Origin of the sequence: Acidaminobacter sp. JC074 (assembly GCF_022496765.1) — a bacterium.
Taxonomy (GTDB): domain Bacteria; phylum Bacillota; class Clostridia; order Peptostreptococcales; family Acidaminobacteraceae; genus JABXKX01.
The window spans coordinates 136,470-157,558 of sequence record NZ_VANV01000016.1; the positions used below are offsets into that span (position 1 = coordinate 136,470).

General features: G+C 35.7%; 20 protein-coding genes. 18 read left to right on the top strand and 2 right to left on the bottom strand.

What is annotated here, in order from left to right; genetic code table 11:
• Positions 1-15: 15 nt before the first annotated feature.
• Together EZV73_RS18505 and EZV73_RS18510 are read left to right on the top strand one after the other, a co-directional pair.
• The gene (locus EZV73_RS18505) at positions 16-1,470 is read left to right on the top strand and encodes an NAD(P)H-hydrate dehydratase (protein ID WP_240841886.1); all 1,455 of its coding nucleotides are present in this window, start codon (positions 16-18) and stop codon (positions 1,468-1,470) included.
• 164 nt (positions 1,471-1,634) lie between these two features.
• Positions 1,635-2,951, top strand: coding sequence for a pyridoxal phosphate-dependent aminotransferase (locus tag EZV73_RS18510; protein WP_240841887.1), 1,317 nt, complete (start codon positions 1,635-1,637; stop codon positions 2,949-2,951).
• A 75-nt stretch (positions 2,952-3,026) separates the two neighbouring features.
• Here the strand turns inward: EZV73_RS18510 and EZV73_RS18515 are convergent, their stop codons facing one another.
• Positions 3,027-3,572: a TetR-like C-terminal domain-containing protein gene (locus EZV73_RS18515; protein WP_240841888.1), complete on the bottom strand. Its 546-nt coding sequence runs from the start codon at positions 3,570-3,572 to the stop codon at positions 3,027-3,029.
• Between the two features lie 119 nt (positions 3,573-3,691).
• Between EZV73_RS18515 and EZV73_RS18520 the strand changes: the two genes are divergently transcribed.
• The 14 genes from EZV73_RS18520 (at position 3,692) to EZV73_RS18585 (ending at position 18,375) form a co-directional block, all read left to right on the top strand.
• Entirely contained in the window at positions 3,692-4,513 is an 822-nt protein-coding gene (locus tag EZV73_RS18520) for an SDR family NAD(P)-dependent oxidoreductase (RefSeq protein ID WP_240841889.1), read from the top strand.
• 125 nt (positions 4,514-4,638) lie between these two features.
• A complete protein-coding gene (locus EZV73_RS18525) occupies positions 4,639-5,595 on the top strand; it encodes an SDR family NAD(P)-dependent oxidoreductase (protein WP_240841890.1) in 957 nt (318 codons plus the stop codon).
• A 17-nt stretch (positions 5,596-5,612) separates the two neighbouring features.
• Positions 5,613-6,590 (top strand): AraC family transcriptional regulator, encoded by a 978-nt coding sequence (locus EZV73_RS18530; protein WP_240841891.1) that lies wholly within the window; start codon positions 5,613-5,615, stop codon positions 6,588-6,590.
• 20 nt (positions 6,591-6,610) lie between these two features.
• Positions 6,611-8,113 carry a methyl-accepting chemotaxis protein gene (locus EZV73_RS18535; protein WP_240841892.1) on the top strand — a complete coding sequence of 501 codons (1,503 nt, stop codon included), beginning with the start codon at positions 6,611-6,613 and terminating at the stop codon, positions 8,111-8,113.
• 132 nt (positions 8,114-8,245) lie between these two features.
• Positions 8,246-9,238, top strand: a complete 993-nt coding sequence (locus EZV73_RS18540; RefSeq protein WP_240841893.1) for an AraC family transcriptional regulator — start codon at positions 8,246-8,248, stop codon at positions 9,236-9,238.
• Positions 9,239-9,454: 216 nt separating this feature from the next.
• Positions 9,455-10,228, top strand: coding sequence for an SDR family oxidoreductase (locus EZV73_RS18545; RefSeq protein WP_240841894.1), 774 nt, complete (start codon positions 9,455-9,457; stop codon positions 10,226-10,228).
• 2 nt (positions 10,229-10,230) lie between these two features.
• Complete coding sequence (locus tag EZV73_RS18550) at positions 10,231-10,626, top strand: hypothetical protein (protein ID WP_240841895.1); 396 nt, start codon at positions 10,231-10,233, stop codon at positions 10,624-10,626.
• Between the two features lie 275 nt (positions 10,627-10,901).
• The gene (locus tag EZV73_RS18555) at positions 10,902-11,153 is read left to right on the top strand and encodes a TM1266 family iron-only hydrogenase system putative regulator (protein ID WP_240841896.1); all 252 of its coding nucleotides are present in this window, start codon (positions 10,902-10,904) and stop codon (positions 11,151-11,153) included.
• A gap of 12 nt (positions 11,154-11,165) precedes the next feature.
• Positions 11,166-12,215: a [FeFe] hydrogenase H-cluster radical SAM maturase HydE gene (hydE, locus tag EZV73_RS18560; RefSeq protein WP_240841897.1), complete on the top strand. Its 1,050-nt coding sequence runs from the start codon at positions 11,166-11,168 to the stop codon at positions 12,213-12,215.
• Complete coding sequence (gene hydG, locus EZV73_RS18565) at positions 12,215-13,594, top strand: [FeFe] hydrogenase H-cluster radical SAM maturase HydG (protein ID WP_240841898.1); 1,380 nt, start codon at positions 12,215-12,217, stop codon at positions 13,592-13,594. The genes hydE and hydG overlap by 1 nt, the downstream gene beginning before the upstream one ends.
• Before the next feature lie 8 nt (positions 13,595-13,602).
• Positions 13,603-14,790, top strand: a complete 1,188-nt coding sequence (hydF, locus tag EZV73_RS18570; protein ID WP_240841899.1) for a [FeFe] hydrogenase H-cluster maturation GTPase HydF — start codon at positions 13,603-13,605, stop codon at positions 14,788-14,790.
• Positions 14,791-14,919: 129 nt separating this feature from the next.
• Positions 14,920-15,870 (top strand): helix-turn-helix domain-containing protein, encoded by a 951-nt coding sequence (locus EZV73_RS18575; protein ID WP_240841900.1) that lies wholly within the window; start codon positions 14,920-14,922, stop codon positions 15,868-15,870.
• An 86-nt stretch (positions 15,871-15,956) separates the two neighbouring features.
• On the top strand, positions 15,957-16,226 hold the full coding sequence (locus tag EZV73_RS18580; protein ID WP_240841901.1) for a hypothetical protein: 270 nt from the start codon (positions 15,957-15,959) through the stop codon (positions 16,224-16,226).
• A gap of 133 nt (positions 16,227-16,359) precedes the next feature.
• On the top strand, positions 16,360-18,375 hold the full coding sequence (locus EZV73_RS18585; RefSeq protein WP_240841902.1) for a methyl-accepting chemotaxis protein: 2,016 nt from the start codon (positions 16,360-16,362) through the stop codon (positions 18,373-18,375).
• A gap of 15 nt (positions 18,376-18,390) precedes the next feature.
• Here EZV73_RS18585 and EZV73_RS18590 read toward each other — a convergent pair whose 3' ends face one another.
• A complete protein-coding gene (locus EZV73_RS18590) occupies positions 18,391-19,200 on the bottom strand; it encodes a GNAT family N-acetyltransferase (protein ID WP_240841903.1) in 810 nt (269 codons plus the stop codon).
• A 141-nt stretch (positions 19,201-19,341) separates the two neighbouring features.
• Here EZV73_RS18590 and EZV73_RS18595 point away from each other — a divergent pair, with 141 nt between their 5' ends.
• Positions 19,342-19,890 (top strand): HAD-IIIA family hydrolase, encoded by a 549-nt coding sequence (locus EZV73_RS18595; RefSeq protein ID WP_240841904.1) that lies wholly within the window; start codon positions 19,342-19,344, stop codon positions 19,888-19,890.
• Positions 19,887-20,918 carry a hypothetical protein gene (locus EZV73_RS18600; protein ID WP_240841905.1) on the top strand — a complete coding sequence of 344 codons (1,032 nt, stop codon included), beginning with the start codon at positions 19,887-19,889 and terminating at the stop codon, positions 20,916-20,918. The genes EZV73_RS18595 and EZV73_RS18600 overlap by 4 nt, the downstream gene beginning before the upstream one ends.
• Positions 20,919-21,089 lie beyond the last annotated feature (171 nt).

The following is a 21,089-nucleotide window of genomic DNA, read 5'->3' on the forward strand; positions in this document are numbered from 1 at the left end:
TGTTAGGAGAGTTATATGGTAATTTTACAAAGTCATGAAATGAAAAGTTTAGAAGAATATGCTATGAAAAAATACGAGATACCTGGTCTGATCTTGATGGAACATGCCGGTTCTGCAGTTGTCGATTGTATCTTGGAGGAGAAGCCTAAGAAATGTCTTATTGTTTGTGGAAGAGGTAATAACGGCGGCGATGGTTTTGTCATAGCCAGACAATTGATACTTAAGTCTATAGATGTGGCGCTTGTTGTCTTAGGTGGTTCAGACCTAAAAGGAGATGCTCTTATCAATTACAAGATGGTAAAAAACATGTGTCAAATTCAAAGTGATTTAGATCATGTGGATTTCAATGTTGATATCATAGTGGATGCTATTTTTGGTACTGGCCTGGATCGTGATATTAAGGGTGATTATAAAAAAGCTGTAGAAATGATTAACGAGAGCAAGGCAAAGGTCTATGCTGTAGATATACCTTCTGGTGTTAATGGGTCAAATGGCCATATAATGGGCACAGCTGTAAAGGCTGATGTGACGGTTTCTTTTGAAGCCTATAAGATTGGTCATATGATATATCCAGGTGCAGGTTATTGTGGCATGCTTAAACTTGCTCCTATTGGTATTCCTAAGGCATCTTATGATCCATTTGATTTCGATACATTTGAAATTACAGAACAAATTGCTAAGCGACTTATGCCTCTAAGAAAACAAAATTCCCATAAGGGCACATTTGGTAAAGCTTCAGTTATTGCGGGTTCTAAAGGCATGGAAGGGGCTGCGGTTCTTCTGTGTTCTGCGGCTATGAGAACAGGACTTGGACTTTTAAACCTACTTATGATAGAAGATATCAATTGGATTGTCAAGCCACTCATTCCTGAGATTTTAACATCTGATTACAAGCTTGAAGATACTTTGAGCTCAGATGTTTTGGCCATCGGCTCTGGTTCTGGTCAGTCATATGTATTTGAAAATGTTTTGAAAGAAGTACTCTTACTTGATAAAAAAGTGGTTGTTGATGCAGATGGTCTCAACATAGTCAGTAGACATTTAGATTGGTTAAGACCTGGTTTGGTTTTAACGCCGCATATCAAGGAAATGTCCAGACTCAGCGGCTTGTCTGTTGATGAGATATTAAAAGACCCTATAGGGACTGCAAGATCATTTGCCTGCAAGCATAAAATTGTCTTGGTTATGAAGTCAGCTAGAACTATTGTGGCTTTACCTTCTGGTAAAGTTTATATCAATACAAGAGGTAATGCCGGTATGGCTGTAGGAGGTATGGGAGATTTATTAACAGGTATTATTACTGCCTTAATAGGACAAGGGTTGTCCCTTGAAGATGCTTCAATCTTAGGCGTCTATCTTCATGCATCAGCAGGTGATAGGGTCAAGGATAAAATCGGTGAATACGGCTTATTGCCAAGTGATTTGCTTAAAGAACTAGCCATCCTTATGAAAAAACTCACATCTGAATAATTGTGAGTTTTTTTGACGCCTGAGGAAGCGTTTTCACCTTGTTATAGCGGGGATTAGAGGAATTTCAAAAAATATCAAAAAACTTATAAAAAAAAGGGTGATTTATATAGATAATGATGTTAAAATGACATCGTAAGCGACTATTTAATAAAAGGAGAAAGATCATGAATAAACCAGTTTTATCAGCTCACTTCGAGTCTAGAAAACCTTCAGCGGTTCGTTTAGCTCAAATGAAGTATGAAGAGCGTCAAGTTAAACCAGAAGCTGTTATCAATGTTGGTATCGGTAATGTATCGCTTCCTGCTAATCCAGCGATGCAAAAAAGAATGTTTGAGTTGAATGCACCAGATAGTCCATTTAATAAAGGCGTTATTAGATATACAACTACAGCAGGTACTGATGAGTGTCAAGCTGCATTTAGAAATATCTTAGAATGTGAAGGATTTGATACAAGCAAATTACATATCCAAGTTACTGATGGTGGTTCTGCTGGTATGGAATTATTATTAATTGGTACATGTGGACCAGCTGGTTCAGGTGAAAAGCCATTATTAATGATTGACCCTGCTTATACTAACTACATTTCTTTTGCTCAAAGAACAGGCAGAAATACAGTAACAGTTAAGCGTCATTTAGATGAAAACGGTAAATTTACTTTACCTGAATTTGATAAAATTGAAGAAGTTATCAAGGAAAACAAGCCAGGTGCTTTATTAGTTATTCCTTATGACAACCCAACAGGACAGTTATATGACCATGAGCATATGGTTGAACTTGCTAAATTATGTGTTAAATACAACATGTGGATGGTAAGTGATGAAGCTTATAGAGAATTATACTATGAAGCTGATAAGCCATTAGTAAGTATCTGGGGACTTTCTGATGAAGAAGTACCAGGTATTGAAGGTAGAAGAATTTCTATTGAAACTGCTTCTAAGGTTTGGAATGCATGTGGTTTAAGAATTGGTGCTTTAATCACAGATAGCCCAGAGTTTAACAACCGTTCTGTTGCAGAATATACTGCAAACTTATGTGCAAATGCAATTGGACAATATATCTTCGCTGCTTTAGCTCAAGAATCTAAGCATGAAATCCTTGGATGGTGTGCAAATATCAGATCTTACTACAAAGAGCAAATCATGATGGTATACAATGGTCTTAAAGAACAAGAGCCAGGTTTAATCGTTTCAAGTCCAGATGCTTCTATCTACACAGTAGTGGATGTAAGAAATGTTGTTAAGCCAGGTTTCGTTGCACAAGACTTTGTACTTTACTGTGCAGGTGAAGGTGCTGTAGATATTAACGGTGTTGAAACAACTTTATTGGTTGCTCCAATGAATGGTTTCTACGACATTGAAGCTGGTGCTGAAAACCCAGGTTCAACTCAGTTCAGAATTTCATTCGTTGAAACACCTGATAAATTAGCTCAAATTCCTGAGTTATTTGTAAAGCTTCTTAGACAATACGAAGCACAAAGATAAAAAGTTAACTCCTGAATCATTGATGATTCAGGAGTTTTTTTGTAAAGAAACAAGAACTTGATGCACTGAGTATTATTAATGTTGGTTGATATCAAACTGTGTTAACAGTTCTGCTATATGATCTGGGCTTGCCTGAAAACCTTGACGTATCCAAGTGATGATAAGCTTGACGATACCGCCAGATCTGTATGCTGCATAATAGTTAATATCATCTCCTTCTAGATGATAGCCAAAATCTACATTTCTAAGGATATAAGTCATAAAGTTTTCGAAGTACTGATAAAGCAATGACTCGTAACCAGACTCTACAAGCACTTCATAAAAAGCTCTTTCCTCTATTATATAATGACAAAGTACCAATGATGATTGATAACTTGAACTGAGATCAATTGCTGATACTTCTTTAAAAAAGCTTTCAAAACGCTCTTCCAAATGAATAGACAAAACATCCCCTAAGTCCTCAAAGTGCCTATAGAATGCCATTCTAGATACGCCTGCCAGCTTACATATCTCACTGACTGAGATTTTAGATAAGGGCTTTTCTTTCATTTTTATTAACAAACTTCCCAATATACTTGCTGTTGTCAAGTTCTTTTGACTCTCATTGTATTGATTAGACATAACAGATTTCCCTTCTTTGTAACATCACCATGTTTTTTGATTGCTTAAGCGATTATTGGTTATTATACTATGTTTACAAAGATGTTACAAGTGTAACGTCTTATGCGAGGAGGATAGAGATGAATAAAGTAATATTTATTACAGGTGCTTCAAGTGGTATTGGTTATGACGCAGCTAAGGCCTTATTAAATGAAGGTCATACTGTATATGGTGGCGCAAGAAGATTTGAAAAAATGAAATCTCTTGAAAAATTAGGCGTTAAGATCATCCAATTGGATGTTACAGATCAAGCATCTATGGATAGTGCTGTTGAAAAAATCATTTATGAACAAGGACGTATAGATGTTGTATTTGCAAATGCCGGTTATGCACAACAGGGACCGGTAGAAATGGTACCAATCGATGATATCAAACAGCAATACGATGTGAATGTATTTGGTTTCGCTAGAACTATGAAGGCTGTACTACCTCATATGAGAAAGGATAAAAAGGGACTGGTCCTTGTGACTTCATCAGCTGCTGGTCATGTGTCTATGCCAGGTATGGCTTGGTATCCATCTACAAAACATGCATTAGATGGACTTGTAAATGGTATGAGAATGGAATTGTCGGACTTTGGTATAGATGTTTCAATTCTTGAGCCAGGCTATGTAAATACTGATTTTATTAAACCTGCTTTTGAAGGACTTAACAAGGTGGAAGCATTAATAGAAGATCCTATTTATCTAAGGCATATGACTGGACTAAGAAAGAACTTTAAGAAGTCAATTGATGGCGCTTGTGAAGTAGAAACGATTACTAAGCTTGTTTTAAAGGCTGTTAATGATAAAAAGCCTAAGAGAACCTATACAGCTGGCGAAGCAAGGCTGGCTAAGTTTCTTAAAAAGACATTCGGTTATGGTTTGTTAGATGGATTTATGGTTAGAACAACACTCAGGTAGAAGTATATTGGCGTCATTTGATGACAGCTTGTCATGATTTGAGGTTTTGATATTCACTAGGACTGATATACTTGAAGTAACTTAAGTGACCGGTTAATGACAATTAGGAATTATGGAGGTATAAAATGGCTAGAAGAAAATTATGGATCGATGGTGAAACTAAAAATAAAAACTTATCAGGTAAGACATATATTGTAACAGGTGCTAACTCAGGTGTTGGTTTTGAAACAAGTCGCCAACTGATAAAGCAAGGTGCACATGTTGTGATGGCATGTAGAAGAGTTGAAGTAGGTCAGGCAGTTGCAAAAGAGTTTGATCTTTTAAAGGGATCTTATAAAGTCTTGAGACTGGACTTGGCAGATCTTTCGAGTGTCAGAAGTTTTGTAGATACTTTTTTATCAGAATATGACCAACTACATGGTTTAGACTGTAATGCTGGTATGGTTTCAATGGGAAGAGAAGTGACAAGAACTAAAGATGGATTTGAGATGTCAATTGGTGTAAGTTATTTTGGTCATTTCCTTTTAACAGAGTTATTATTGGATATACTTAAAAAGACTGCACCTTCAAGAATTGTAATTTTATCTTCATGTGTTCATGCGGGTCGACCAGACCAAAGACCTAATGTACATTTGGATGATCTCAACTATAGAACAAGAGATTTTAATGCAATGAACGCATATGCAGAGGCAAAAGTAGCCAATGCCTTATATGCGCTAGAGTTATCTAGAAGATTAGAGGGGACAGGTGTGACAGCATTTTCTGTTCATCCTGGTTGGGCAAGATCCAACTTTGGTAAAGAAAATGTATTTATGAGAGTAATCAGTCCTATTATGGCACCTTTTATAAGATCAATGACGGATTCTAATGAGGAGTCAGCCCAGACATCGTTACACTGTTTGATCTCAGATCAGGCTGTTAATCATTCTGGTGCATACTTCAGTCAGAGTAGTGTCTTGTACCGTGATAAGGCGTGTAAAGAAGGTGGATGGCCTTTGACATCACCAAATCCACATGCCAAAGACTTAAATCTTGCTAAAAAGCTTGTAAAAGAGACATATTCTCTTGTAGGACTTAAATAAAGATTGGAGTGGTGAGTTTGTTTTACGACGTGAATTTTGATCAAGATACAGTTAGGATGTTTGAAGGAGTTGGGGTAGACATGGAAGTACTCCTTAAAGAAGCAGGTATACCTCATCGAGCTATTAATGATGAAAAATTTTCAATAACAACTGACCAGTACAAGGCTTTAGTAGAAGCCATGGACAGACATATGAATGCTGAGTTTGTAGTAGAGATCTCTAAAGTTGACTCAGTTGCATCTTTTAATCCAGAGTTTTTTGCAGGACTGTGTGCTGAAAATGGACTTGAATGTATAAGAAGGATTTCGAGGTTTAAAAAAATTGTTGCACCCGTTCAGATGAATGTAACTGAGGATGATGAAAAAGTAACCATATCTTACAACTATAATGATGGTACGCCAATTCCTAGAATGATGTATGTGCATGCACAAATATCAATTTTATCAATTATAAGAAAAGGCACTGGCATCATAACTTTAAAACCTGAAAAGATTTCGGGCAACTTTGATTACCCTCAAGCTGCGATTGATTACTTTGGTTTAGTACCAAGTATGGATAAGGCTGGTAATGAAATCGTTTTTAAGAAATTTGATTTAAAGTGTCCCTTCATTACTAAAAACAATCGTATGTGGGATTTTTTAGAAGGTGAATTGAACCAGAGGTTAAAGGAAATGGAGATAGATCAGAGTTTTTCAGCTACAGTTAGAAAAACCTTAATTGAGTTATTGCCATCGGGCTATAGTGACGCTGATAAAATTGCCTTTGAACTAGGCATTAGCAAAAGAACACTTCAAAGAAGGTTAAAAGATGAGCATACCAGTTTTAATGAGCAACTCAATCACACCAGAGAGTTAATGGTAAGGAATTATTTGAAGATGGATATGAACCTAGATGAAATAGCCTTCCTAGTTAATTATTCAGATGCTAAGTCTTTATCTAGAGCATTCAAAGTGTGGACTGGCATGAGTGTATCAGTTTATAGAGATAAGGTTTAACTTAATTGAAAGGTTTAATTATGAGAGAAAAGAACAGGGGACAGATATATACCAAGCTTAATAACGCCATAAAGCTTGGTATTATAGGTTATTTTCTGATGACTTTTATACCACAGATTTTAATGCTGATGATTCAGATGGGACCGCTAAGTGGTTTAATCACATATTTTACAGATCCTGCAATGGTCATATTTCTGCTTATTGTTGGTGTCTATATTCTAATGGCCCTAAATGACCATTGGTTTAAAACAAGTATATATACCAAGTTCAGAAGCAACCTATACTTTATCATTTTATTAGTAAACTTAATTATGTTTTCAGGTGGGACTGCTCCATTTTCTTACTGGTATTTGGCAATGATTGCATTTGCAGTGGCCATCTTCAGTATCAGTATTTATGATTATATGATTTCGATTGTATTAACGACAGGGGCTATGATCGTCAACTTGAATTATTTTGGGGCTGTATCATCAGAATACTTGGCTTATTTCACAACAGCTGGTGGGATGCTAGTAATATCATTCGCATTTAGAAGAGCGGTACTAAAGATTATAGATGATTTGGTATTATCATTAGAAGAAGCCGCACTTTCTATGACGAGACAAAATGAGCTGATAGAGGGCATCAATAACACTTCTTTAGAAATTGCAGAAAATATCGACAGTCTTTATCATTCATCCAACCATCTTAATACAACCATAAAAGATACGAGTGTTTCAACTAGTGAGATTGCAAATGCAACACTGACTGAAACCGAACATATGGGAGAAAGTGCTTTATTACTAGATGAGTTGGCAAGCAGCACAGATACCATCATAGATCAAATCAACAAGTTAAGGTTTAACCTTGAAAGTAGAGAAACAGAGAATCAAAAGGACTATCAGACTGCTCTTGAGTTAGAACAGACCATTATACTGGGGAATCAACTTAATGAAAAGGTCATGGTAACCATTAATGATATGACTCGAGAGTTTAATAATATTCTTAGCTTTGTTGAGAAGATTAATGGGATAGCTGGTCAAACCAATTTACTTGCCTTAAATGCATCTATTGAAAGTGCAAGGGCTGGTGAAGCCGGCAGAGGTTTTGCTGTTGTAGCCGAGGAAATTAGAAAGCTTGCCGAAGAAACTTCTGTTACTTCTAAAGAAATCAATGTTTTAATAGAAACCATTGCAAATCAAGTTCAAGTAGCTAGTGGTGTCAATGCAGACATCATCAGTCAGTCTAAAGAGACCAGTAGGATTTCCGATAAAACAAAAGAGAGTATTATGATGACAATCGAGTTTTTAAAAGCTACCAGTATGGAACTGAACTCAATGGATAAGAACATTCTAGATGTCCAGTACAACAAGAATACGACTATCCATAAACTCAGTCAAGTGTCAGCAATTTCAGAATCTTTATCAGCCACGTCTCAAGAACTAAGTGCAAGAGCGGATATACAATTAGAAGAGGTACAAGTTGTTCATACAAATATTGGCTTAATCAATCAAAAGGTCATGAAACTGAAAGAACTATTTTAGTAAAATTATAAGTGCCCTAAAGTATATGCTTTAGGGTTTTATAGTAGACAAATAATGATGATATATGGCGCAAAATGCAATTGTTATGTCGGATGATGCAGATTATAATGGACTTAGATAAAGGAGAGACTTATGACGAAAGCATATTTGATTGGCAAAGAGTATAGAAAATATTTAGATGGTATAGGCATTAACAGTGAATGGGTCTTTAAAAAGGCTGGCATACCACTAAAGGTTGGTCAAAGTGGTGTTTATATCAACAGAGACCAGTATATAGATTTTATGAATGCCATTGGTGAGGTCTCAAATATTGATACAGCTTTGAAATATTGTAATTTTTCTGAGTACTATGCTTTTGTACCACCTATATATGCTGGTCTTTGTGCTAGAAACGGCATTCAGTGCTTTGAAAGGATTTCTAAGTATAAACAGCTGATCGGACCATTTGTATTAAAAGTTGAAAAGACAGACAAGTCCTTGATACTGACTTTTACATTTGATGACAAGGAAAAGACAAGCCTGCCTGTTTTTACTCAGATGACTGAGAACATCCTTATGGTCAATCTCTTAAGAACAGGTACCGGCAAGGCTATAAAGCCTATAAAGATAGAGGCGACTCAACAGTATACATCAAGTGTAAGCGACTATTTAGGGTGTCAAACCAGTCTTTCAAAGGTTAATCGTATACATTTTTCTTTAGAAGATGTTCAAGAACCTTTCTTATCAGAAAACAATGTTATGTGGCAGTTTTTAGAACCTGAGTTTAAAAAACGTATCCAAGAGATGGAGGTTGATGAAAGCTTATCGGCCAAAGTAAGAACCATGCTGACAGAGTTGATTCCATCTGGCCAGGGACACATTGAAATAGTAGCAAAGGAAGTGGCCATGTCTTCAAGAACCCTTCAGAGAAAGCTTAAAGAAGAGGGGACAACTTTTATCAAACAGCTCAATCATACCAGGGAGTTGATGGCTAAAAATTATTTAATTAATGGTACTATTTCAACAGAGGAAGTGGCCTATCTATTAGACTACAGTGATATGTATGTATTTATGAGGGCCTTTAAACAGTGGACAGGTCAAACTGTAAAAGAGTATAGAGACAAACATGCTTTACAAGTATCCTAGATTAATTCTAGGATATTTTTTTGTCGTAAACTGCAATTAGAGTGGCGGTTGTTGCAATTTTGATTATTAGATATATCTTCTATAATTTTAGTATAAGCAATCGAAAAGTAGCGATGACGGAAATTGCAATAAAGGTGGCGCCTAGTGTCATAACTTTGCAAAGACAAAAAGGTTATCCTATAGATAGAAAATACGTGAACAAAAAGGAGAAAAAATATGAAAAAGACTGCATTAATTACAGGCGCATCGAGTGGTATTGGAAAAGAGTTGGCTAGGATTCATGCTGAAAAGGGTGGTGACTTAATCGTTGTGGCTAGATCTGAAGACAAACTACTGGATTTAAAAAAAGAATTGGAAAGTCAGTATAAGATTTCAGTAACGGTAATTCCTAAGGATTTATCAAAGACAAGTGCGGCTCAGGAAATATATGATGAAGTAAAGGCTTTGGGATTAAAGGTAGATTACCTTATGAACAATGCTGGCTTTGGTGGTCAAGGTTATTTCCATGAAAGAGATTGGGATAAAGACCTTTCAATGATGAATGTAAACATGTTTGCACTTACAAATTTAACAAGACTTTTCTTACCGGAGTTTGTAAAAAGAAACTCAGGAAAAATACTAAATACATCATCAACAGCTGGTGAGATGCCAGGACCTTTACAAGCGGTCTATTATGCGACTAAGGCATATGTCACATCATTTTCAAATGCCTTAAGCATTGAGCTTGAGGATACTAATATAACTGTTACAGCACTTCTTCCAGGTGCAACAAACACGGGCTTTGCATCTACATCAGGCATGGATAAGACGGACTTGTTTAGAAATATGGGTACACCAGATAAGGTTGCAAGGGATGGGTATGAGGCTATGCTTACTGGCAAGATGAATGTGATTTCTGGCATCAGTCCAATCATGATGAACCTTATGGGGATGATGCCTAAAAAGACACTACTTAGAACGATTAAAAAGCAACAAGAAGTGAGAGGATAAGAATGAATAGATTTGACAGCAGATTACCCAAAACAACATCTTATTGGAGACAAGGAAAGATCTTTTATATTAAACATGATAGCTTTCTTGTATCTTTAGAAGAAGGAAAGGCTATTGCTGATCTCTTGGCCTATGGTATTAAAGATCAAGAGACTTCTGCCATGGTTATAGACAATAGAGATTCAAAAGGCGCCTGGAGTCAGGAATTAAATGAACTCTGGACATTGGAAGGTCATAACATTCAATTGTCTGACTTTAAGAAAACAGCGACACTGACAAACAGCATCACGGCAGCCATGCAAATCAATAGGATCTCTAGAGCTGGTGGTGTCTCACATATGTCTAAAGGATTTTATTCTGATTTAAATGATGAAGTGAAAGACTTTTTAGAAATTTAACCTGCAATTTGCAGGTTTTTTTGCCATAAGATTTATTTATACAAAATAAGTGTAGATTATTGTTGATTTTTTAACAATCTTTTAGTATCATGTAAATAACCATTGATCTGAGAGCGGTCTTATATCCGTGGTTTCAACAAAGCGAAACCTAATGAAGAAAGTTGAATCTTATTCAAAAGGAAAGCCTTATAAAATCGTAAACCTAGGTTTATGTTATTTTTGTGTGCTTCTTTCTCATTATGTTGGGGAAGTTTTTTTATTTCAAGGGGGATGTTATGAAAAAGATTGGTGTAATTTCTGCAGTATTGGATGATCCTATAAGGATGAGTCAAAAGTTCAATGATATGATTTCAGAGTATCAACATATCATTAGAGGCCGTATGGGTATTCCGTTTGCTGAAGAACATATATCAGTTGTTTCCATAACCGTATGTGGGAGCCTTGATGAAATAAACGAACTGACAGGTAAACTTGGTAATCTTAATGGTGTGACTGTTAAGACAGCCATTTCTAAGAAAACAATATAATGGAGGTGCCATTTGAGAGTCCTTGACTTAATTGAGAAATTAAATCGAGAGAATGATTTAAGTAAAGAAGAGCTTGTTTTTATACTTGACCATATTACTGAAGAAGAAAAACAAGTCCTTTACAAGTATTCACTAGAAACTAAAGAAAAGTACTATGGTGATACAGTGTATATGAGAGGCCTAATAGAGTTTACCAATTACTGTTATAGAAATTGTAAATACTGTGGTATTAGGGCTGAACAAAGCGAAGCAGAACGTTACAGATTATCTAAAGATCAAATCATGCAGTGTTGTGATCAGGGGTATTGGTTGGGTTACAGAACCTTTGTCTTACAGGGTGGCGAGGATCCCTTCTTTACAGATGAAGTATTAGTTGACATTATTTCATCTATTAAAAAGAGATGGAAAGACGTTGCTGTAACAGTATCAATTGGTGAGCGTTCTGAAGCATCCTATAAAAAAATAAGAGAGGCAGGAGCAGACAGATATTTACTGCGTCATGAAACTGCCAATTCAGACCTTTATGAATCAATACATGAAGATATGTCACTTGCATCAAGAAAATCCTGTCTTTATACCTTAAGAGATATTGGCTTCCAAGTAGGTGCTGGCTTTATGGTTGGTATTCCTGGTCAAACCAATGACATACTGGCTGAAGACTTAAGGTTTATCAAAGACTTGGATCCACATATGGTGGGTATCGGACCATTTATACCACATGAGAAAACGCCTCTTGGTGGCTTTAAGGGTGGTACTGTAGAAGACACTTTATTGATGTTAGCCCTTACTAGATTGATGTTGCCTAAAGTCTTATTACCATCTACAACAGCTTTAGGAACTCTAGATAACAAGGGTCGTGAAAAAGCATTAAAGGTTGGTGCCAATGTGGTTATGCCTAACTTATCACCAACAAATGTAAGAGAAAAATATGAGCTTTATCAAGATAAGATTTGTACAGGAGATGAAGCAGCACATTGTAGACAATGTATAGAAGGTCGTATCAACTCAGTTGGCTTTAACGTAGATATGGGACGTGGCGACTATGATGGATGGAGGAAATAATGTTTATAAATCATGATTATATAGAAGATATCTTAGAACAAGGTAAAGAAACTAGTATGGATGAAATCCATGAGATACTAAAAAAAGCTAGATCTAAGCAGGGTTTAACACATTTAGAAGTTGCCAAGTTGATTCAAACAGACACAGAAGAAGCCAATGAAGCCATCTTTAAAATAGCAGGAGAAATCAAGCAAGAAATCTACGGTAACAGAGTTGTTATATTTGCACCACTTTATGTATCTAACTACTGTGTCAACTCATGTACTTACTGTGGTTATGGTAGAGACAATGATTTTAAGAGAAGAAAATTAACAGATGCAGAAATACAAGAAGAAGTAAAACTTCTTGAAAGCATGGGACATAAGAGAATTGCACTAGAAGTAGGAGAAGACCCTGTTAATTGTGACATCGACTATGTATGTCATGCCATTGATACTATTTATGCAACTGAAAATAAAAATGGTAACATCAGAAGAATTAATGTAAATATTGCTGCAACAACGGTAGAAGAATATAAGATGTTGAAAGAGCGTGAAATTGGTACTTATATCTTGTTCCAAGAGACTTATCATAAGCCTACTTATGAACAGGTTCATCCAAAGTGTCTAAAAGGTGATTACGACTACCACTTAACAGCCTTTGACAGAGCCATGCAAGCTGACATTGATGATGTAGGTGGTGGTGTATTATTTGGATTAGCAGACTACAAATTTGAGTTAATGGGTCTAATGCTTCATAACGACCACTTAGAAGAGGCGTTTGGTGTTGGTTTCCATACGATTTCAGTACCTAGACTACAAAAAGCTGAAGGTATGAATCTATCGGATTATCCTAACTTGGTAACAGACGATGAGTTTAAAAGAATTGTTGCTATTATCAGACTTGCTGTACCATTTACAGGTATTATTTTATCTACAAGAGAATCAGCAGGAATGAGAAAAGAAGTATTAAATTATGGTGTTTCTCAGGTATCTGCAGGTTCTTGTACAGGTGTCGGTGGTTATAAGGAAGAAGCAGAGTTCGGTAAAAAGGTAGATCAATTCGAAGTTGCCGACCACAGAACCCCTCTTGAAATTATCAAAGAACTTTTAAGAGATGGCTTTATTCCGTCTTATTGTACAGCATGCTACAGATCAGGTCGTACAGGTGATAGATTTATGAGACTGGCTAAATCAGGTCAAATCCATAATGTGTGTCAACCAAATGCCTTAATGACTTTGCAGGAGTTTGCCCTTGATTATGGTGATACAGAACTTAAAGAGCTTGTTGAAAATGTCATCAATAAAGAAGTTGTTAACATCGGCAAGGCAAACATCAAGGAACTGACACAAGTGAACTTAGAGAAAATCAAAAATGGTGAAAGAGACTTATACGTATAGGAGGCTTTATGCAAGGGACACCAAGAGCCAACAGACCCCATATAGCTATTTATGGTAACAGAAATGCAGGTAAGTCATCTCTTTTGAATGCTATCATTGGACAGGAGATTTCTCTTGTATCTAATGTAAAGGGCACAACAACAGATCCAGTGACTAAGACCATGGAACTGATTCCTTTTGGACCAGTTGTATTTATTGATACAGCTGGTCTAGATGATAGCGGTGAGTTAGGTGAGTTAAGGGTAGAAAGAAGTAAGAAAATCCTTCAGAGAACGGATTTTGCCATATATACACATGATATCAATGAAGTGGATGATCAAGCATTTAAGCTCTTTTTAAAGGAGTTTAAAAGGTTCAATATTCCTTATATGATCGTTTTCAACAAAATCGATCAGGCTGATGACAAGACACTTTCTAGATACAAAGAATTATATCCTCATGCTCAGTTTGTATCTGCTCTAAAAGAAGAAAAAATATTAGAATTAAAAGATGAACTGATCAAACGATTAGAAGATGGTAAAGAAGAAGAAACCTTGATTGGTGATTTGGTACCTTATGGTGGCAAAGTCATTTTAGTCGTACCCATTGACTCTGAAGCGCCAAAGGGAAGAATCATACTGCCCCAAGTGCAAATCATAAGAGATGCTTTAGATCATGGCATCAAGTCATTTGTTGTAAGAGACACAGAACTTGAAGATGCCCTTAAAGATATGCCGGATGTGGATCTTGTTATTACAGATTCTCAGGCTTTTAAAGAAGTGAATCAAATAGTACCAGACCATATTCCTTTAACATCTTTTTCTATTGTCTTTGCCAGACATAAGGGAGACCTATGGTCATTTGAAAGAGGCATTAAGGCTATTAAAGACTTAAAACCAGGTTCAAAGGTTTTGATTTCAGAATCATGCACCCATAATCATTCGCATGAAGACATTGGTAGGGTAAAGATTCCTAAACTTTTAAACAAAAAACTTGGGTTTGAACTGGACTACCATTTTAAAATGGGCCATGATTTCCCTAACGATATCAAACACTTTGATATGGTTATCCATTGTGGGTCGTGTATGATCAACAAAAAGACCATGTTAAACAGAATTACCATGTGTGATGAAATAGGTGTACCAATAACCAATTACGGTATAGTATTAGCCTACATCAATGATATATTAGAACCATCACTAGAAATGTTCAGATAGGCCAGTCATTTGACTGGTCTTTTGATATATTCTTTTGAAAACCTTAAAATCAAGCTTATCCTCTAGGCTGTAACACGTGTTTTATGATATTCTATAGGAAATCCTAATTTTTGAATGTCAGGAGTTATTATGATAAACGGTGTCAACAAACATAAGCTCGGAAATCTTTTAAGAAGTGTAAGAGAATCTAAATCTATGACCCAGTCAGATGTTAGAAAACTTGTAGGTATTTCTGAAGCCACCTTAAGAAGAATAGAAAATGGTGAAAACTTACCATCCATAGCAACTATAGAGGGTCTTACAAATGCTTATAAGGTTGATGTTCTTAAGATGTACACCAAACTAAGGACCATCAATGCTTATGAGCGTTTTTATGAAAAACTGGATGATCTGCTCATTAATTATGATGTAGACAAGTTAAAAAATATTTACAAGTCATTTAATGACTTTATAAAAGAAAATAGTGATGAATACTTTGATTTAAAGGAACAAGAACAGTACAAGTTGGTACTTAAGGGACTTGAGATTTACTACAATGATCAGTCGAGCGTGAAAGCATCAAGTGAACTTTATAAGAAAGCACTAAGACTTCGTTATGAAGACTTTTCCTTAGACAACTATATGAATTATGACTACAACCACATTGAACTTAAAGCCTTATACAGTCTGGCCATGAATGCGTGTGTTGAGATGAAATATTTAGAAGCTAATGCAATTTTTGAGTTTATCGTTGGTCTAGAGAAAGATGATAAAACCAAAGTTGAAACGACTGATAGAAGTAAAATACATATAAAAGCACTGCTTAATATTGCCTATAATTATTTCTGTCTAGATGACATGGATAAGTCGCTTGATTACATAGATAGAGGCCTTGAAAAATGCAAGGAGATAAAAACTTATTATCTCATGCATGCCTTGTTTTACAGAAAGGCGGTAGCCCTTTTTTTACAGAACAAAGAAGCAAGTTTTTATGAAGACTATTTTAGGAAGTCCTTTATGATGCTTGAGATCCAAGGTTCTTATGAACTTTTAGACAAGTATAAAGAGATTACAAGAGATAGGTATGGTATAGAATTCTAACCCTACATTTTTGTCGGTTGAATATTCAGCCCTTAATGATTATGCTCATACTAGGAGACTCTGTAAGTTTGAACCTAGGGGGCATTATGAAAAAGCTTGCTGCGCTTATTTTAGTTTTAATAGCCATAAGCTGTGTTTATACTTTGATGGAAAGTGATGATGAAATAAATCTAGACCAAGAAAATAAAAAAATCATCATCATGGAGAGACAAGAAAATAATCCTATGGAGATAGAAGAGATTGATTCCGACTCATCTCTAATGATAGATGAAAGATCATCTTACTATAGGACACGTGACTATAGGCTTATTAGCCAGGTCATCATGGTGGCTTTTGAACTACTTGTGTATGGTTAATAAAAATGAGAACCTGAGTTTACTCAGGTTTTGTTGCTTTTTTGTAACATATCATGTTTCATTATCCTTTATTTTAGTTTATAATATTAACTAATCGTGATTAAATTATAATCAAAATTATGTAGGGGGTAATATGAAAAGAAGGTCGTTTGGATTTAAAATATTGATAATGACATTATTGATCGTTTTGGTATCCAATTTAGTTTTAACAGTAACAAACATTGTGTCGTCAAGAGCGCTCTTGTTTAATGAAATGAAACAAGAAGGTTATCTGATTGCAGAAGAAATTTTAATGGGCATGGAAGAAGCAGAGGATTTCGAAGCAGCAATTGATGATCAACTTGCAGGGAAGATTTTAATGGCATCTGAAACATTAAATTTCACTGATGAATCCAACTGGTCAAATGCATATTTTAAGGATATGGTAAAACGTTTGGGCGTCACAGAAATCAATGTGATTGGTAGAGACCGAAAAATTGACTATTCAAACATTGAAGCTTACATGGACTGGGAATATCCTAAAGGCCATGCCATGGATCTTGTGTTTGATAATAAACAATCAAGCTACATGGAGGATATTAGAATCAATCCAGTTGATAGTCTTTATTATAAGTATGGTGGCATCAAACTGGACAATGGCTATTACGTGCAAATAGGTATTTCTGCTGAGGAAATAGAGGCTCTTAAGGAAGCTTTCTCCGTTAGCAGCTTGTTAGAAGATGCTATGATGATGGACAATATCACATATGCACTTTTACTGGATGATACAGGTACAGCTATTTATGGTACAGAATCCATGATTGGTACAACTTATACAGATGATGTGACCTTAAATGCTTTAAAAGGTATAAGAGGCGCAGCAACCTGGAAAGACCCAGAAACAGGGGATCTGTCTTATGATATCCAAGTACCCGTGTATGAAGGTGAAAAGCTTTCAGGTTCTTTAGCCATAGGTCTTTCATTAAAAACTGCGGAGGAAACCGTTTTTAGGTCTTTAATTCAATCAATAATTATAACCATAGGTGTTATTATTGTATGTACTATTATTGTACTTTTTATAAGTAAAAAACTTGTAAAACCACTGAATTATTTAGAAGGTTTGATGACAGATATGGCAGAGGGAGATTTTACCCTTCAAGTGGATGATAAGGTAATGAATAATGGAGATGAGATTGGGGCCATTAGTCAATCCTTAGAATCTATGAGAGTTCAATTAAGTCACTTAATTGGATCTGTAAAAAGTAATGCTATAGAGCTGTCTGAATCGACGGACTCTTTATCAAGAATTATGGAGGAAACTTCAATATCTGTAGGTGAGAATGCCCAGGCCATAGAAGCCATAGCAACAACTTCAAATGAGCAAGCCCATAATGCAGAAGTGATATCAAAGAACTCAAGTGTGTTGGGGGAAAACATCGATACCTCTAAAACCTTGGTCGTTCACGCCAATGAATCTGTTACTCAAGCGAGTGATCTTTCTAATCTAGGACAAGATAGAATTGTCAAGTTAGATGCAGTTACAAAAGAGACAAATGAAGTTGCAATCAACATTGAGAAAGGTGTTGTAGAAGTTGACAAGGCTATTGAGAACATGATCAACTTTGTAGATACTATTAAGGCTATTTCAGAACAAACCAATCTACTGGCCTTAAATGCTTCCATCGAAGCAGCCCGTGCTGGTGAAGCTGGTAAAGGTTTTGCTGTAGTAGCTGAGGAAATTAGAAAACTGTCAATTGGCACCAATGATGCGACAGAACAAATCAACGATTTGATTCAAAATGTCAAACAAAAGGCCCTAGTATCTGTTAAAGAGGCTGGGGATGTCAAGAACTTGTCATTAAGACAGGGGGATGCACTTAAAGAAGTTATGGATGTTTTCAAAGAGATTTCCGGTTCTCTTAATAATTTAGTTGATAAAATGGAGGGTGTCATGTCAACGACTCATGTTGTAGAAGAAATGAAAAATGACATTGTGCTAGCTATTGATAAGATGAGCTTATCAACAGAGACGGCTTCTGCAACCTATGAAGAAATATCGGCTTCGACAGAGGAGCAAACCGCTTCTATCCAGGAAATTGCCTCTTTGGCAATTAAAAATCAGGAAATGGCAGATAGCCTACAAGCGGACGTGAATAAGTTTAAGATATAAATTAAAGGAACAGAATTAATCATTCTGTTCCTTTTGTAGTTTCTTTTCTAAGCTGTATGAATCATAACCCTTCGGGTCATTTTCTTTTGTGAAAAGTATCTTATAACCGAGTTTCTCATAAAAATCTTTTGCCTGAAATGAACATGTACCAGTTGTTATGTTGTATAGACCAAGTTCATAAGCTCTTTCTTCTGCAAGTCGCATAAGCTTAGTGCCTATGCCTTGTTTTTTATAATCAGGAGGAATCGCGAGTCTACTGATATACATAGAATCCTCTTCAATAATTGCATGAATGCCTCCAGCAAAACTTGTTTTATCTAATGCAACGAAGTAAACATGACTGGTATGACTTTTGTTTGCTTGTTTTTTATGAGGTTCGTATTGATCTAATATGTTTTTAGAACAAATGATGTCTAAATCTTCATCAACTTTAAAGTTTCTATTCAAAGATTTTAAATAAGTATATGTTGGTGTTTTAGGCGTAGAGGCTGTGTAGCCACCAATTTCAAATCCCAATTTTATAAGCGATTTTTCATCAGACTTCTTGTCGGTGTAATGCTTGAGTCCGATGTAATCGTCATAATAGTGACTGACCTTGTCAAGCAGTGAGCTTAGACAAGCTAAGTCCTCATAGAAAATATCATTCAAAGAAACCCAGTCCCAGAATAAACTGTTATGCAGTCTGCCTATGACGGTCTTATTCTTTAGAGCATAAAAGTAGGATGAACCACTTCTTCTATTGCCAACAAAGACATTGTTATGGGCTCTTAAATGTTTGATAATGTCTTTTTCATATCTTTTATTCTTATCCTCAATATATTTCATATGCCCTCCTATTTTGAGTATAGCATTTATAAGCATGGATGATAGGCTGACTTTATATTTAATTGTTATTTCAGAGTATTTTAAGGCTTTTCTTGTTATAATTTAGGGGGGAAGTCAACATAATAATTGAAGAGAGGTTTTATGAAAAAAGCCATGTTTTTTGACCTACAGGGCACTTTAGGTGGAGAATTTTTAGGGGATATCAGAGATTTTGACTTTTATCCATTTGCTATGGAAGCTTTAAAACTTGCTAAATCAAATGGTTATCTAGTCTTTATACTCACTAATCAGTCTCGTATTGCAAAAGGATATTTTACCTTAGAGATTTATAAAGAACATGAGTTAAGGCTGCTGGATTTGATGAAATCTAATGGAGTAGATGTTGATGGCTTTTACTTTTGTCCCCATGATAAAGGTCAGTGCATGTGTAAAAAGCCTAAAGATGGTATGGTGAAAATGGCCATGGAAAACCATGAAATTGACTTGGCTAGGTCTTATGTAGTTGGTGACTTAGGTCTAAGTGATATGAGCCTGTCTAAAAGAATTGGCTCAAAAATTTTGTTGGTTTTAACAGGCGGTGGCAAGTCTAGCTTAAGTGAGTTTAAATACTTATGGCCTGATGTAAATCCCACCATGATAGCTGAAAATGTTTTAGTAGGTGTTAAAAGAATATTAGGAGAAGAAATATGAAAAAGTTAATGGTTGTATTGACATGTGGACTCTTGGTTATGTCTTTATTTGCCTGTTCAAGTAATGAAATTGTGAATGTTAATACTGAAGAGGTGATTGTCTCTAGTCCAGAAGTAAATTCAGTTCCTATAGATGAAGAGGTTTTAATCAAACATAACTTTATAAGTGGTGATCAAGCTCTAGATGTGCTCGCTGCAGAAGATGATTATACTTCTAAGTTATCTATTTTTGATTACAATTCTAAGTTTCAATCGGAGACTGTCTTAGATGAAGCTGGAAGAAGAGCAGTCTTAGAAGATCATGTGCTTGAATGGAATGAAAGTCAAAAAAAATCAGTTGATCAAGCCATGGAAAACATTAACGAGAAGTTTAAAGACTTTGATATAGATATGCCGGACATCACATTTATCTTAACAGCTGATAAGGACGAAGGTGGCGCCGCTTATACAAGAGGTAAGTCCATTATTTTAAAGTCACATTCAGTTTATAAACATACCTTAGATTTAGAGCACCTGATTGTACATGAGATGTTTCATGTTTACTCAAGGGCTCACAAGGACTTAAGGCCTCAAATGTATGCAGTCATTGGCTATAAGCCATGCCAAGAACTTATATGGCCGGATGAACTTGTTGACTTAAAAATTTCAAATCCAGATGCACCTGACAACAATTTCTATATCTCAGGTACCCATAAGGATATGGTTTATGACTTCATGCCCATAATATATTCATCGGAACCTTATGTAGTTGGATCCAAGACTTCTTTTTTCAGAACGCTCCAGGATAAGTTCTTGGCAGTTGAAATTGTAGAGGGTGTTGCGAATCCGATTTATGTAGAATACGAACTTCTGATTGTGAGTAAAAACAGCATAGATGAGTTTTATGAAAAGATTGGTAGGAATACAGATTATACCTATCATCCGGAGGAGACCATGGCCGATAATTTCGTCTTTATGATTTATCAGTCAGATGTTAAATCTCCATTTGTTGTAGAGGGCTTAAAGGCAGTAATTAACAGCAAGAACTGATAGTGTTCTTGCCTTTATCTTTTTTTAATAAGTTTTTTCATGTGGTCTGGACTAAGTTACAGGAATTGTATTTCAATTGTAATGTTAAAAAGCAGGTAATCAACCACAACATGTAGTATAATAATAGTGTATGTATGAATAATAGACACATTTTATATAGAGGAGTTTCGA